The sequence below is a fragment of the Curtobacterium sp. UNCCL17 genome, assembly GCF_000686685.1.
In the GTDB taxonomy this organism is placed as follows: Bacteria; Actinomycetota; Actinomycetes; order Actinomycetales; family Microbacteriaceae; genus Curtobacterium; species Curtobacterium flaccumfaciens.
In genome coordinates, this window is the sequence record NZ_KK366002.1 from 1 (window position 1) to 14,589 (window position 14,589).

Annotated in this window: 11 protein-coding genes and 1 rRNA gene; all 12 read right to left on the reverse strand. The window is 70.7% G+C overall.

Features of this window, described 5'->3' with window-relative positions; all coding sequences use genetic code 11:
• A 16S ribosomal RNA gene (locus BR70_RS0113770) occupies nt 1-139 on the reverse strand; the annotation flags it as partial.
• 581 nt (nt 140-720) lie between these two features.
• Nucleotides 721-2,034: a tyrosine--tRNA ligase gene (gene tyrS / locus BR70_RS0113775; protein WP_027466540.1), complete on the reverse strand. Its 1,314-nt coding sequence runs from the start codon at nt 2,032-2,034 to the stop codon at nt 721-723.
• Nucleotides 2,035-2,097: 63 nt separating this feature from the next.
• Nucleotides 2,098-2,796: a DNA-3-methyladenine glycosylase gene (locus BR70_RS0113780; RefSeq protein ID WP_051596959.1), complete on the reverse strand. Its 699-nt coding sequence runs from the start codon at nt 2,794-2,796 to the stop codon at nt 2,098-2,100.
• The gene (argH, locus tag BR70_RS0113785; RefSeq protein WP_027466542.1) at nt 2,793-4,229 is read right to left on the reverse strand and encodes an argininosuccinate lyase; all 1,437 of its coding nucleotides are present in this window, start codon (nt 4,227-4,229) and stop codon (nt 2,793-2,795) included. The genes BR70_RS0113780 and argH overlap by 4 nt, the downstream gene beginning before the upstream one ends.
• A 38-nt stretch (nt 4,230-4,267) precedes the next feature.
• A complete protein-coding gene (locus BR70_RS0113790; protein WP_027466543.1) occupies nt 4,268-5,464 on the reverse strand; it encodes an argininosuccinate synthase in 1,197 nt (398 codons plus the stop codon).
• An 18-nt stretch (nt 5,465-5,482) separates the two neighbouring features.
• Complete coding sequence (argF, locus tag BR70_RS0113795) at nt 5,483-6,406, reverse strand: ornithine carbamoyltransferase (RefSeq protein ID WP_027466544.1); 924 nt, start codon at nt 6,404-6,406, stop codon at nt 5,483-5,485.
• Entirely contained in the window at nt 6,403-7,626 is a 1,224-nt protein-coding gene (locus BR70_RS0113800) for an acetylornithine transaminase (protein WP_027466545.1), read from the reverse strand. The genes argF and BR70_RS0113800 overlap by 4 nt, the downstream gene beginning before the upstream one ends.
• Entirely contained in the window at nt 7,623-8,675 is a 1,053-nt protein-coding gene (argB, locus tag BR70_RS0113805) for an acetylglutamate kinase (protein ID WP_027466546.1), read from the reverse strand. The genes BR70_RS0113800 and argB overlap by 4 nt, the downstream gene beginning before the upstream one ends.
• Complete coding sequence (gene argJ, locus BR70_RS0113810; RefSeq protein ID WP_027466547.1) at nt 8,675-9,874, reverse strand: bifunctional glutamate N-acetyltransferase/amino-acid acetyltransferase ArgJ; 1,200 nt, start codon at nt 9,872-9,874, stop codon at nt 8,675-8,677. The genes argB and argJ overlap by 1 nt, the downstream gene beginning before the upstream one ends.
• Nucleotides 9,871-10,968 carry an N-acetyl-gamma-glutamyl-phosphate reductase gene (locus tag BR70_RS0113815; protein WP_027466548.1) on the reverse strand — a complete coding sequence of 366 codons (1,098 nt, stop codon included), beginning with the start codon at nt 10,966-10,968 and terminating at the stop codon, nt 9,871-9,873. Before BR70_RS0113815 ends, argJ begins: the two co-directional genes overlap by 4 nt.
• Before the next feature lie 77 nt (nt 10,969-11,045).
• Nucleotides 11,046-13,538 (reverse strand): phenylalanine--tRNA ligase subunit beta, encoded by a 2,493-nt coding sequence (pheT, locus tag BR70_RS0113820; protein ID WP_027466549.1) that lies wholly within the window; start codon nt 13,536-13,538, stop codon nt 11,046-11,048.
• On the reverse strand, nt 13,538-14,578 hold the full coding sequence (gene pheS, locus BR70_RS0113825) for a phenylalanine--tRNA ligase subunit alpha (protein WP_027466550.1): 1,041 nt from the start codon (nt 14,576-14,578) through the stop codon (nt 13,538-13,540). The genes pheT and pheS overlap by 1 nt, the downstream gene beginning before the upstream one ends.
• Nucleotides 14,579-14,589 lie beyond the last annotated feature (11 nt).

The window sequence follows — 14,589 nt, forward strand, 5'->3', positions numbered from 1 at the left end:
GAGTCAGGGGCAGGTTACTCACGTGTTACTCACCCGTTCGCCACTAATCCACCCAGCAAGCTGGGCATCATCGTTCGACTTGCATGTGTTAAGCACGCCGCCAGCGTTCGTCCTGAGCCAGGATCAAACTCTCCGTAAAAAAATACAGACCCAACACCCGAAGGCATCAGACCGAGTTGATTCTGACTGTTGACTGTCTACTGACAATCTTCAATCCAAAAGGAATTGCTTCATGACCCAGTCAGCAAGCCGACCAGGCACGAGGTCAATCAATAAATTGGCATTGACAATGTGCACGCTGTTGAGTTCTCAAGGACCAGACGCACTTGCTCCTCAGCTCGAGTTCGAGCTTCAGCCACAAGGCTTGTGTTCTTGGCTTGCCACCGTTGGTTCGTCGGACCCGGAGGTCCAGTGGCTCATCCCGAGGGGAGAGAACCGGTGGACTTGTCATCCTAGGCGTCGAAGCGATCCGGCGCAAGGCCCGATCTGAACTTCAGTGGAGGATGGTCCCGCTTGAGGGCCGACGTGCTCTGGGCTTTCGCTCCAGCCGCTCCGCCGCACCTTTGGGGTGACGAGTAAGAACTATACGCAGCCCTGAGCGAGTGCGCCAAGCCAGCTCCCATCCCGGGCGTGTCGCGTTGTGCAACAGGCGTCGCCCGGACGCAGCGATGCCCGGTTCCACAGGGGAACCGGGCATCGCTGGGGGTCGAGCAACCGGGGTCAGGCGAGGGTCACGCCGGCGAGGGTCTTCTTGCCACGACGCAGTACGAGCACTCCCCCGGGCAGGGCGAGGTCGGACAGCGGGGCGGCCGGGTCTTCGGCCCTGACGTTGTTCACGTAGACGCCGCCCTGGTCGATCGCGCGGCGGGCCTCGCCGAGGGACTTCACGAGTCCGGTCTCCACGAGTGCGCGTGCGACGTCCGCTCCGGAGTCGAGCGTGACCGTGCCCGGCAGCGCGGCGATCGCCGACCGCAGGGTCTCCGGGTCGAGCGCGCCGAGCTCGCCGTTGCCGAACAGCGCTGCCGCGGCATCGATCGCCGCCTGGGTCGCCGCCACCCCGTGCACGATCGAGGTCACCTCGAACGCCAGGGTCCGCTGGGCCTCTCGTCGGAAGGGTTCGTCGGCGACGGCCTGCTCGAGTCGTTCGATCTCGGCACGCGTCAGGAACGTGAACTGCCGCAGTCGGGCGATGACGTCGGCGTCCGCCGTGTTGAGCCAGAACTGGTACAGCGCGTAGGGCGAGGTCATCTCGGCATCGAGCCAGATCGCGTTGCCCTCGCTCTTGCCGAACTTCGTGCCGTCGGAGTTCGTGATGAGCGGGGTCCCCAGGGCGTGCACCGTGGCCCCTTCGGCACGACGGATGAGCTCGGTCCCGGAGGTCAGGTTGCCCCACTGGTCCGAGCCACCGGTCTGCAGCGTGCACCCGTACTGGCGCCAGAGCTCGCGGTAGTCGAGCCCCTGCAGGATCTGGTAGCTGAACTCGGTGTAGCTGATCCCCGCATCGGAGTTCAACCGCGCGGCCACCGCGTCCTTCTTGAGCATCGAGTTGACGCGGAAGTACTTGCCGACGTCACGCAGGAAGTCGATCGCGGACAACGGCGCGGTCCAGTCGAGGTTGTTCACCAGGCGGACGCCGTTGTCGCCGTCCGGACTGAGGAACCGGGACACCTGTGCCTGCAGCCGGGACACCCACTCCGCCACGGTCTCCGGGGTGTTCAGCGTCCGCTCGGCCGTGGGACGGGGATCGCCGATGAGACCGGTCGACCCACCCACCAACGCGAGTGGCTTGTGCCCGGCGAGCTGCAGCCGGCGCATGGTCAGGAGCTGCAGCAGGTTGCCGCAGTGCAGCGACGGCGCCGTCGGGTCGAAGCCGCAGTAGTACGTGATCGGCTCACCGTCGAGGGCCTCTTGCAGCGCGGTCTCGTCGGTCGAGACCTGCACCAGACCGCGCCACTGGAGTTCGTCCCACACCGAGTCGAAGGCGGGATCGTTCTGCTGGCGCGTCAGGACGTCTTGAGCGGTATCACTGGACACCCCGCCATCGTAGCGGCGACGGACGTCCGTCAGGCGCGGCAGCCGGGAGGCCCGGGGCCGGGTTCACGAGTCGAGGGCGCCCTTGTGCCGTCGGTACGTCGAGACCGTGGGGTCACCCGTCAGCCAGAAGCGCCAGGGGTACCGCACCCCGCCGGCGATGCCGCCGACGCCGGTGCGCGGGCCGCGGGAGATCCGCGGGACCGCAGCGCCCGCGGGCGGGCCGGCCAGGGTCTCGGACAGGAGCTCGTCGACCACGTGGGCCGGTCCGGCGGAGGCGAGCCGGGCCTCCAGGCCGGGTGCCAGGGTGAGCACGAACGGGCCGGACCCGTCGAGGAGCGACGTGCCCTCGTCCTGCCCGAGGATCGCTCCGAGCGCACCACCGAGGTTGCCGGGCCCACGTGCCAAGGCGACGTCCGCGACCTTCGACCCGCGACGCGCTCGCGCGACGTCCAGGCCCTCGACGACCTGCGCACCGCGCAGCAGGGAGCCCGACGAGGTGCCGGTCGGCCCGCTCACGACGTTGACGCAGGTGTGGATGCCGTACGAGCGGTAGGCGTACAGCGTGCCGGGCGGACCGAAGAGGTGGCGGTTGCGCTCCGTCATCCCCCGGTGTCCGTGTGAGCCGGGGTCGGTGGGGCCGGAGTAGGCCTCGACCTCGGTGATGCGGAGCGCCACGCCGCGCCCCGCGATCGTCGCACCGAGCAGGGCCGGCGCGATGATCGGGGCGGGCTCGGCGAGCAGCACGGCGATCCCCCGGGTCATCGCGAGAAGGGTGCGCCCTCGGCCAGGTCGCGGACGCGGCGGGTGACGGACGCGAGCTGCTCGGCGACCCGGTCGGGTGCGGTGCCGCCGACGCCGGAGCGCGATGCGACGCTGCCCTCGATGGTCAGGACGGAACGGACGTCGGGCGTGAGGTGCTCGGAGACCGACCGGTACTCGTCGTCGGTCGGCTCGTCGAGCTCGATGCCGCGCTCCTCGCAGTACCGTACGAGCGCGCCGGAGACCTCGTGCGCATCCCGGAACGGGACGCCCTGACGGACCAACCACTCGGCGACGTCCGTCGCGAGCGAGAAGCCCTGCGGCGCGAGCTCGGCCATCCGGTCGGTGTCGAAGGTCAGGGTCGCGATCATGCCGGTGAACGCGGGCAACAGGACCTCGAGCGTCGCGACGGAGTCGAAGACCGGCTCCTTGTCCTCCTGCAGGTCGCGGTTGTACGCCAGCGGCAGTCCCTTGAGGGTCGCGAGGAGCCCGGTCAGGTTGCCGATCAGGCGCCCCGACTTGCCCCGGGCGAGCTCGGCGATGTCCGGGTTCTTCTTCTGCGGCATGATGCTCGAGCCGGTCGAGAACGCGTCGTGGAGCCGGACGAAGCCGAACTCCTTCGTGTTCCAGAGGATGACCTCTTCCGACAGGCGCGAGACGTCGATGCCGATCTGCGCGAGGACGAACGCGAACTCGGCGACGACGTCACGGGCTGCCGTGGCGTCGATCGAGTTGTCCGCCGGACGGTCGAAGCCGAGCTCCGCGGCGATCGCGGCGGGGTCGAGGCCGAGGGAACTGCCCGCCAGCGCACCGGCACCGTACGGGCTGACGCTCGCGCGGCCGGCCCAGTCGCGGAGGCGCTCGAGGTCGCGGACGAGCGGCCAGGCGTGCGCGAGCAGGTGGTGGGCCAGGAGCACCGGCTGTGCGTGCTGCAGGTGCGTGCGCCCCGGCATGATCGCGGCCGGGTGCTCGGTCGCCTGCTGAGTGATCGCGTCGACGAGGTCGATGACGAGTCGGCCGATGCGCCGCCCGTGGTCGAGCATGTGCATGCGGCCGAGGGTGGCGATCTGGTCGTTGCGGCTCCGACCGGCACGGAGCTTGCCGCCGAGCTCGGGACCGAGGTCGGCGATGAGCAGGCGTTCGAGGGCGCCGTGGACGTCCTCGTCGGAGTCGTCGGGCTGCAGTGTGCCGTCGACGTGCGCCGCTTCGAGCCGGTCGAGGCCGGCGAGCATGCGTTCGAGCTCGTCGGCGGTCAGGTAGCCCGCGGTGTGCAGCGCTCGGGCGTGGGCACGGGACCCCGCGATGTCGTAGGGCGCGAGCTGCCAGTCGAAGTGCGTCGACTTCGAGAGCGCGGCGAGGGCCGCACTCGGGCCGTCGGCGAAGCGGCCGCCCCAGAGGGCACCGGTGTTGGTGGCGTCGGTCTTCTCGTCGGTCATGTCGTCCTGCGTCGTTTCGTCTGTGGTGCGGCTGTCGGTCAGTTCGCCGCGTCGCGGCGGGCGGAGATCTTGCTGGGCAGTGACCAGAGCTCGATGAACCCCCTGGACACGGACTGGTCGAACGCGTCGCCGGTGTCCGACGTCGCCAGGTCGAAGTCGTAGAGGCTCTGCTCCGACCGACGGCCCGTCACGGTGGCACGCCCGCCCTGCAGCCGCAACCGGACGTCGCCGGAGACGTGCTGCTGGGTGTGCTCGACGAAGGCGTCGAGGCTGCGCTTGAGTCCGCCGAACCACAGGCCGTCGTAGACCAGGTCGGCCCACTCGGACTCGACGCCGCGTTTGAACCGGGCGACGTCGCGCTCGAGGGTGAGGCTCTCGAGCTCCTCGTGCGCGGCGATGAGCGCGATCGCGGCCGGCGCCTCGTAGACCTCGCGCGACTTGATGCCGACCACCCGGTCCTCGACGACGTCGATCCGCCCGACGCCGTGCTTGCCGGCGACCGCGTTGAGCTCCTGCACCATGCGCAGCACGCTGAAGCGCTGCCCGTCGAGGGCGACCGGGACACCACGGTCGAAGGTGATCGTGACCTCGTCGGCCTGCTGCGGGAGCGCCGGGTCCTGCGTGGTCGCGTAGAGGTCGGCGGCGGGGGCGTTCCACGGGTCCTCGAGGAGCCCGGTCTCGACGGCTCGGCCCCACACGTTCTGGTCGACCGACCACGGCTCCCGCTCCGAGTGCTGGATCGGCAGCCGGTGCTCCTGCGCGTACGCGATGGCGCGGTCGCGGGTCAGGGCGAGGTCCCGCACCGGGGCGACGGTCCGCAGGTCCGGTGCGATCGCCGCGACGGCTGACTCGAAGCGGACCTGGTCGTTGCCCTTGCCGGTGGAGCCGTGCGCGACGCTGTCGGCACCGAGTTGCTTCGCCGTCAGCGCGAGGTGCTTCGCGATGAGCGGGCGGCTCAGTGCCGAGACGAGCGGGTACCGCTTCTGGTAGAGCGCGTTGGCCCGGAGCGCCGGCACGATGTACTCGTCGGCGAACTCGTCCTTGGCGTCGACGACGAGTGACTCCACGGCGCCGCAGTCGAGCGCACGCTGCCGGACCGCCCCGAGGTCTTCTCCGCCCTGGCCGACGTCGACCACGAGTGCGACGACGTCCTTGCCGGTGGCGTCGCGCAGCCAGCCGATCCCGACGGAGGTGTCGAGACCGCCGGAGTACGCGAGGACGACGCGGTCAGCCACTGGTGATCGGTCCGTCGGCTAGTCGTTGGCGAGCAGCCAGGCCAACAGCGCCTTCTGGGCGTGCAGACGGTTCTCCGCCTCGTCCCAGATGATGCTGCGCGGGCCGTCGATGACGTCGGCGGTCACTTCGAACCCACGGTCGGCCGGCAGGCAGTGCATGAAGACGGCGTCGTCGGCGGCGTGCGCCATGAGCGCGTCGTCGACGCGGTACCCCGCGAAGGTGTCGAGACGCGACTGCTTCTCGGACTCCTTGCCCATCGACACCCAGGTGTCGGTGACGACCACGTCGGCACCCGCGACCGCGGCCACCGGGTCGGTCACCACGAGGACGGAGCCACCCGTCACGGCGGCGCGTTCCTCGGCGTCGGTGACGACCTGCGCCGACGGGGAGAACTCGGCGGGGGCGGCGACGCGGACGTGCATGCCCGCCGTCGCCCCGGCGAGCAGGTACGACTGCGCCATGTTGCTCGCGCCGTCGCCGATGACCGCCACGGTCTGCCCGGCGAGGGCGCCGCGGTGCTCACGGATGGTGAGCAGGTCGGCGAGGAGCTGGCAGGGGTGGAAGTCGTCGGACAGCGCGTTGACGACGGGGACCGTCGTGCCGGCGGCCATCTCCTCGAGCCCGGCCTGGCCGTAGGTGCGCCACACGATCGCCGACACCATGCGCTCGAGCACGCGGGCGGTGTCCGACGGGGTCTCCTTGCCGCCGAGCTGGCTGTTCGCCGTCGAGATGATCAGCGGGCTGCCGCCGAGGTCGGAGATGCCGACGTGGAAGGACACCCGGGTACGGGTCGACGACTTGTCGAAGATCACCGCGACGCTCTGCGGACCGGCCAGCGGCTTCTCCGCCCAGCGGTCGGCCTTCATGCGGTCGGCGATGTCGAGGATCGCGGACTGCTCGGCCTGGCTCAGGTCGTCGTCGCGGAGGAAGTGGCGGGTCATGCGGTGGGCTCCTGCGCTGCGGCGACGGCCGCGAGGCTCTGGGCGAGGATCGACAGGAACTCGTCGATCTCGGCGTCGGACACGATGAGCGGCGGCGCGATGCGCAGGCTCGACTCGTTGGGGGCGTTGATGATGAGGCCACGCTCGAGGGCGGCCGCGTTGACGGCCGGACCGATCGGACCGGTCAGACCGACGCCGATGAGCAGGCCGGTGCCACGGACCTCTTCCACCAGCGGGGAACCGATGGCGCGGATGCCGTCACGGATCCGCTCACCCTTGACCACTGCGCCGGCGACGAGGTCGGCGCGCTCGATCTCCTCGAGCACCGCGTTGGCGACTCGGGTGCCGAGCGGGTTGCCGCCGAAGGTCGAACCGTGCTGCCCGGCCGAGAACAGGTCGGAGGCCCAGCCGAACGTGACGAGGGCGCCGATGGGGAAGCCACCGGCGATGCCCTTGGCGACGGTGATGGCGTCCGGCGTCACACCGTGGCCCTGGAACGCGAACCAGTTGCCGGTCCGGCCGACACCCGTCTGGATCTCGTCGAGGATCAGCAGTGCGCCGTGCTCCGCGGTCAGTCGGCGTGCCGCCAGCAGGAAGCCCTCCGGCAGGTCGACCACGCCGGCCTCGCCCTTGATGGGTTCGAGGATCAGGGCGGCGACGGAGTCGTCGATCGACGCTTCGAGGGCCTCGATCGAGGTGTCGATGTGCTCGACACCCGGGATCATCGGCAGGAAGTCCTGCTGCAGCGCGGGCTTGCCGGTGAGCGCGAGCGCGCCCATCGTGCGGCCGTGGAAGCCCTGCTTGAGCGCGAGGATCCGGGTCTTGGTGCCGTCCGCACCCTTGTTGAGGCGGGCCAGCTTGAACGCGGCCTCGTTCGCCTCGGCGCCGGAGTTGCCGAAGTACACGCGGCCCGCGTCGCCCGCGCCGGTGATGCGCTTGAGGCGCTCGGCGAGTTCGAGCTGCGGCGGGGTGGCGAAGTAGTTCGACACGTGCACGAGCTTCGCGGCCTGGTCGGCGATCGCCTCCACCAGGGCGGGGTGCGCGTGGCCGAGCGAGTTCACCGCGATGCCGGCGAGGAAGTCGAGGTACTCGTTGCCCTCGACGTCCCAGACGCGGCAGCCCTGGCCGCGCTCGAGCATGATCTTCGGCGGGGTCAGGGATCGCATGAGCGACGCCCCGAACCGGTCGTTCCAGGTCTCGGTCTGCGTCTCAGTGCTCACTGCTGGTGTCCCTTCTCGTTCGTACCCGCCACGTGCTGGCCGGTACGGCTGTCGATCGACGGCGACGCCACGCGACGGCCGATCTCGGCGTGGGTCATCTGGTTCTCGGTTCGTCGGCTCGGGTCCGGGATCACCTCGGTGCCCGCACCCCGCAGGGTGAAGACCTCGAGCAGGATCGAGTGCGGGATCCGGCCGTCGATGATCGTCGCACCGCCGACCCCGCCGACCACTGCGTCGAGGCACGCGGTCATCTTGGGGATCATCCCCGACTCGAGGCTCGGCAGGAGCTCGCGGAGCTCGTCGACCGCGATGAGGTCGACGATCGAGTCACGGTCGGGCCAGTTGCGGTACAGGCCGGGGACGTCGGTGAGCATCATGAGCTTCGATGCCCGGAGCGCGATCGCCAGGGCACCCGCCGCAGCGTCCGCGTTCACGTTGAGTGCCTGGTCGGGGTGCGCGTCGTCGATCGCGATGCTCGAGACGACCGGGATCCGGCCGGCCTCGATCGCGGCGAGCACACCGGACGGGTCGACGTGGGTGATGTCCCCGACATGGCCGAGGTCGTACTCCTGCCCGTCGACGACGACGCCCTTCTTCTCGCCGGTGAACAGCGAGCCGCCGTCGCCGAACACGCCGACGGCCAGGCCCTCGCCGTGTTCGTTCACCAAATCGACGATCTCGCGGTTGACCTCGCCGGCCAGGACATCGCGGACGACCGTGATCGCCTCGGTCGTCGTGACGCGGTAGCCGCCGCGGAACTCGGACTCGATGCCCTGTTCCTTGAGGGCGGCGGAGATCTGCGGCCCCCCACCGTGCACGACGACCGGGTGCAGGCCGGCGTAGCGCAGGTAGACCATGTCCTCGGCGAAGGCGCGCTTCAGGTCCTCGTTCACCATGGCGTTGCCGCCGAACTTGACCACGACGACCTTGCCCGAGAAGCGCTTGAGCCACGGCAGCGACTCGATGAGCGTCGCCGCCTTGACCGCGGCGAACTCGTGTTCTTCTTCCTTCGTGAGGGGCGTGCCGGCCCCGTTCGTGTCGGCCGCCATCAGCTGGAGTACGCGCTGTTCTCGTGCACGTAGTCGTGCGTGAGGTCGTTGGTCAGGATCGTGGCGGAGTGCGTGCCGACACCGAGGTCGATGCGCACGTGGGTGTCACGTGGGGTCAGGTCGACGGAGTCGCTCGGCTCGTCGGGTGCGCCCGCGTGGCAGACCCGGACGCCGTTCATGCTGACGTCCACCGCGTACGGGTCGAACTCGGCGTCGGTGGTGCCGATCGCCGCGAGCACCCGGCCCCAGTTCGGGTCGTTGCCGAAGACCGCGGCCTTGAACAGGTTGTTCCGGGCGACGCTCCGACCGACGGTCACGGCGTCGTCCTCGGTCGCGGCGTGCACGACCTCGATCGCGATGTCGTGGCTCGCGCCCTCGGCGTCCTGCTGCAGCTGGCGGGCCAGGTCGGCACAGACCGCGGTCAGGGCCTCCTGGAAGTCACCGACCTCGGGCGTCACGCCGCTCGCACCCGACGACAGCAGGACGACGGTGTCGTTCGTCGACATGCAGCCGTCGGAGTCGACCCGGTCGAACGTGATGCGGGTGGCGGCGCGGAGCGCCTGGTCGAGCTGGTCCGGCGTCTGCACGGCGTCCGTCGTGATGACGACGAGCATCGTCGCGAGCCCGGGCGCGAGCATCCCGGCGCCCTTGGCCATGCCGCCGACGGTCCAGCCGTCCTCGGTCACGACGGACTGCTTGGCCTTCGTGTCCGTCGTCATGATCGCGGTCGCCGCATCGGGACCGCCGTCGTCGCTGAGTGCCGCACTCGCCAGGTCGACGCCACGGAGCACGTTGTCGCGGAAGGTCTGGTCGCCCACACCGATGAGCCCGGTGGAGCAGACGACGACGTCGCCGGCCCCGATCCCGAGGGCGTCGCCCACGGCTTCGGCCGTCAGGTGCGTGGTCTGGAAGCCGAACGGGCCGGTGAAGCAGTTCGCGCCACCGGAGTTCAGGACGACGGCACGCGCGACGCCGTCCCCGACGACCTGGCGGGACCAGATGACGGGGTGCGCCTGGGCCCGGTTGCTGGTGAAGACGGCGGCCACGGCCGCGTCGGGGCCGTCGTTGACGACGAGGGCCACGTCCGGCTTGCCGCTCGTCTTGAGACCGGCGGTGACGCCGGCGGCGCGGAAGCCCGCTGCCGCGGTGACGCCCTGGAGGCCCGGCTCGGTCTGGGTGGTCGTGCCTGCGTCGGTCACGGTGCGACTCCGTCCACGCTGAGGCCCGTGGTCTCGGGGAGACCGAGGGCGATGTTCGCCGACTGGACGGCGGCGCCCGCCGTGCCCTTGGCGAGGTTGTCGAGCGCGGTCACCGCGACGACACGGCTGGCGGCCTCGTCGACGGCGATGCCGACGAGCGCGGTGTTCGCACCGATCGTGTCCGCGACCCGGGGGAACTCGCCCTCGGGCAGCAGGTGGACGAACGGCTCGTCGGCGTACGCCTGTTCCCAGGCGAGTCGGACGTCGCGTGCGCTGACGCCGGGCGAGAGCTTCGCGGTGGTGGTCGCGAGGATCCCCCGCGACATCGGGACCAGGACCGGCGTGAACGAGATCGTCACGTCGGAGGCCCCCGCGACCTGCAGGTTCTGCTGGATCTCGGGGACGTGCCGGTGCGAGCCGCCGACGGCGTACGCGCTGGCGGACCCCATGATCTCGGAGGCCAGGTAGGTGGTGCTGAGCTTCTTGCCGGCACCGCTCGGGCCGACGCTGAGCACCGCGACGAGGTCGTCGGACTCGACGAGGCCGGCCTGGATGCCCGGCTGGATGCCGAGCGTCACCGCGGTGACGTTGCAGCCGGGCACCGCGATGCGCTTCGTGCCGACCAGGGCGGAACGCTGCTTGCCCTGCGAGGCGATGTCGTCGACCTCGCGCCATTCATCGGCCGAGCCCGGAGTGGGCGCCGCGAGCAGCAGCTCGGGCAGCCCGTAGGTCCACGCGCCGAAGTAGTCACCGCCGTAGAACCGTTCCCACGCCGCCGGGTCCGTCAGACGGTGGTCCGCGCCGCAGTCGATGACGAGCGCGTCGCCGCCGAGTTCCGCGGTGATCGCTCCCGACTGCCCGTGCGGCAGCGCCAGGAACACCACGTCGTGCCCGCGCAGCGTCTCGGCCGTCGTCTCCGCCAGGGTCAGGTGCGACAGTGAACGGAGGTGCGGCTGCGTCGCGATCAGGGGCTGTCCGGCGTTCGAGAACGCCGTCACCGTCCTGACCTCGAACTCGGGGTGGGCGGAGAGCACGCGCAGGAGCTCACCACCCGCGTAGCCGGAGGCTCCCGCCACGGCGACGGATACGGACATGGGATTCCACCTTTGGTCGGACTGGTCGTCGAGAGAGTCGGAGGCGGCGACCCCGGGCGGTGCTGATCCCGTGTGGGTCAGTCGCGCAGGGTCGCCCCGAATCGCTCGCCGGCACGTCGGACAGCGCCGTCACGGGCCTCGGTGGCCTCGGCAGCGGTCAGCGTGCGGTCCGTGGCACGGAAGCGCAGGGCGAACGTCAGGGACTTCTGTCCCTCGTCCACGCCGGAGCCCCGGTAGTCATCCACGAGCCGAGCATACTCCAACAGGTCTCCGGCGCCAGAGCGCACCGCATCCAGCACGTCACCGGCCGGCACGTCGGCGTCGACGACGAGCGAGAGGTCCTGCGTGGCTGCCGGGTAGGAGACGATCGGCGCGACCGCGACGAGTTCCGGGGCCGCGGCGACCAGTGCGTCGAGGTCGAGCTCGACGGCTGCCACCACGCGGGGCAGGACGGCGGCCTCGGCCAGTTCGGGCAGGAGCTCTCCGGCGACGCCCACGACCGTGCCGTCGACGAGCAGCGACGCGGCGCGGCCCGGGTGCAGGGACGGGTGGGTCGTCTGCGCGACGGTGAGTTCGACACCGACGGCCCAGGCGACCTGGCGGGCCGCATCGATCGCGTCGGCGATGCCGAACGGTTCCGCCGTGGTGCCCGGCTGCTTGACGACCCGGTGGCCGGTGAGCAGTGCGGCGACGTGGAAGGGCTGGGCGGGCAGCGAGGCGTCCAGCGCCTCGAGCGTCGCACGGTCGGGCCGGGCGGCGCCCGCCGGGACCTCGTCGGTGCCGAGCGTCACGCCCGTCACCGGCAGGAACACCCGGGACGTCTCGTAGAGCGCGACGTCGACGAGCCCGCGCGACACGTTGCGGCGGGCGGCGTCGACCAGGGCCGGCACGCCGCTGCGGCGCAGGAGGTTCTGCTCGCTGTCCAGGGCGTTGGCGAGCACGACGCTCGGTCCGCCCTGCGGGTCGATCCCCGGGTAGGCGTCCTGCGTGGCCGCGGACACGAACGGCGCCGTGACGACCTCGGTCAGGCCCGCCGCGGCCAGCGCCGAGGCGACCCGACGACGAGCCTGCTGGTGCCGGGTCAGGCCCCGACCGGGCGGAGCGACCGGCAGCACGCTCGGGATCCGGTCGTAGCCGACGATGCGCGCGACCTCTTCGACGAGGGTGGTGTCGTCGGTCAGGTCGGGACGCCAGGTGGGCGGGGTGACCGCGAGCTGCTCACCGTCGGCCTCGACCGTGGCGCCGATCGCGCGGAGCGTGTCGATGACCTCGGCGTCGGTGTACTCGACGCCGACGAGCTCGGCCGGACGCGAGAGCCGCATCGTCACGGTCGCCCGCGGCTCGGTGTCGACGAGTGTCGACCCGAGGGCGTCAGCGGTGCCGCCGGCGAGCTCGACGAGGAGCTCGACGGCACGGTTCGCCGCGGCCTCGGCCACCTGCGGGTCGACACCACGCTCGAAGCGACGGGATGCCTCGCTGGGGAGCTTGTGGCGACGAGCGGTGCGAGCGATGGAGACCTGGTCGAACCCGGCGGCCTCGATCAGGACGTCGGTCGTGCTCGCCGAGATCTCGGTGCGGGCTCCGCCCATGACGCCGGCGAGGCCGACGGGACCGTCGTCGTCGGTGATGACGAGGTCTTCGGGGTCGAGCTTCCGGACGGTGCCGTCGAGGGTCTCGAGCGTCTCGCCAGCGGCCGCCCGGCGCACGCCGAGGCCGCCCGCGACGGTCTGCAGGTCGTAGCCGTGGAGCGGCTGGCCGAGCTCGAACATGACGTAGTTCGTGATGTCGACGGGCAGGGAGATGGAGCGCACCCCGGCCAGCGACAGGCGCGACACCATCCAGGACGGTGTCTTCGCGGCCGGGTCGATCCCGCGCACGACACGCGTGACGAACGTCGATGCTCCGGCCCGACCCCGGATCGGGGCCTGGTCGTCGATCGTGACCCGGAAGCCCTCGGCCGTACGCGGCGCGACGCGGTCGACGGGGTCGTGGAAGCTCGCTCCGGTGGCGTGCGCGTACTCACGGGCGACCCCGCGCATGCTGAGCACGTAGCCGCGGTCCGGCGTGACGTTGATCTCGACCGCGGCGTCGTCGAGGCCGAGGAGCGCGATGGCGTCGGCACCGACGGTGGGGTCCATGCCGAGGTCGGCGAAGCGCAGGATGCCGTCGTGCTCGTCGCCCAGCCCGAGCTCGCGGGCCGAGGCGATCATGCCGTCGGACACGTGCCCGTAGGTCTTGCGGGCTGCGATCGGGAACGGCCCGGGCAGGACTGCGCCGGGCAGCGTGACGACGACGAGGTCGCCGACGTCGAAGTTGTGCGCGCCGCAGACGATGCCGCGGGGCTCGGCTTCGCCGACGTCCACCTGGCACCAGTTGATGGTCTTGCCGTTCTTCTGCGGCTCGGGGACGCGCTCGAGGACCCGACCGACCACGATGGGTCCGGTCAGGTCGAAGGTGTGGACGTCCTCTTCCTCGAAGCCGACCGACACGAGCGCCGCGTGGACGTGCTCGAGGGTGACGTCCTCGGGGAGGTCGACGGACTCACCGAGCCAACGGAGTGGGACGCGCATCAGACCACCGTTCCGAACTGCTGCGAGAAGCGGATGTCGCCCTCGAGGAAGTCACGCATGTCGTTCAGGCCGTTGCGGAACTGCAGTGTCCGCTCGATGCCCATGCCGAACGCGAAGCCCTGGTACTCGTCCGGGTCGATGCCGGCGGCACGCAGGACGTTGGGGTTCACCATGCCGCAGCCACCCCACTCGACCCACCGCGCGCCACCCTTGGCGTTCGGCTGCCAGACGTCCATCTCGGCGCTGGGCTCGGTGAACGGGAAGTAGTTCGGGCGGAGCCGGATCTGCGCCTCGGCGCCGAACATCTGCCGGGCGAAGTGCTCGAGCGTGCCGCGCAGGTGCGCCATCGTGAGGCCCTTGTCGATCGCGATGCCCTCGACCTGGGTGAAGACCGGCAGGTGCGTGGCGTCGAGCTCGTCGGCGCGGTAGACGCGACCCGGGGCGATGACGTACAGCGGGAGGTCACGCGACAGCAGCGACCGCACCTGCACCGGTGAGGTGTGGGTGCGCATGACCAGGTGCCGGTCGACGGGCTCGACGAAGATCGTGTCCGCCATGGCCCGGGCCGGGTGGTCCTGGTCGAAGTTCAGCGCGTCGAAGTTGAACCACTCGTGCTCGAGCTCGGGGCCTTCTGCCACTTCCCACCCCATGCCCACGAAGATGTCGGCGACGGCTTCGTTCAGCAGCGAGAGCGGGTGGCGGGAGCCGGTGGCGCGGTGGACCGGCAACGCGGTGACGTCGACGCGCTCGGCTTCGAGCCGTGCGCGCTCCTCGGCCACCGCGAGGACGGATTCCTGCTCGGCGATCGCCGCGTTCACCCGCCCACGGGCCTGCCCGACGAGCTTGCCCGCCGCGGCCTTCTGCTCCGGCGGCACACTGCGCATCGATGCGTTCATCCGCGCCAACGGTGACTGCTCACCGGTGTGCTCGGCCCTGGCCTGCTTCAGTTCTGCGACCGTCGTCGTGGCACGGACGGCGGCGAGGGCCGCGTCCACCGCGTCGGCGACGGCCGATTCGCTGATCTCGAGAGGTTCTGACACGAGACCCAAGC

Coding starts and splice junctions, on each gene's coding strand:
- BR70_RS0113780 (WP_051596959.1), bottom strand. CDS start 2,796: ATGACCCGGGGGATCGCCGTGCTGCTCGCCGAGCCCGCCCCGATCATC.
- BR70_RS0113815 (WP_027466548.1), bottom strand. CDS start 10,968: ATGTCCGTATCCGTCGCCGTGGCGGGAGCCTCCGGCTACGCGGGTGGT.
- argF (WP_027466544.1), bottom strand. CDS start 6,406: ATGACCCGCCACTTCCTCCGCGACGACGACCTGAGCCAGGCCGAGCAG.
- argB (WP_027466546.1), bottom strand. CDS start 8,675: ATGGCGGCCGACACGAACGGGGCCGGCACGCCCCTCACGAAGGAAGAA.
- argH (WP_027466542.1), bottom strand. CDS start 4,229: ATGACCGACGAGAAGACCGACGCCACCAACACCGGTGCCCTCTGGGGC.
- pheT (WP_027466549.1), bottom strand. CDS start 13,538: ATGCGCGTCCCACTCCGTTGGCTCGGTGAGTCCGTCGACCTCCCCGAG.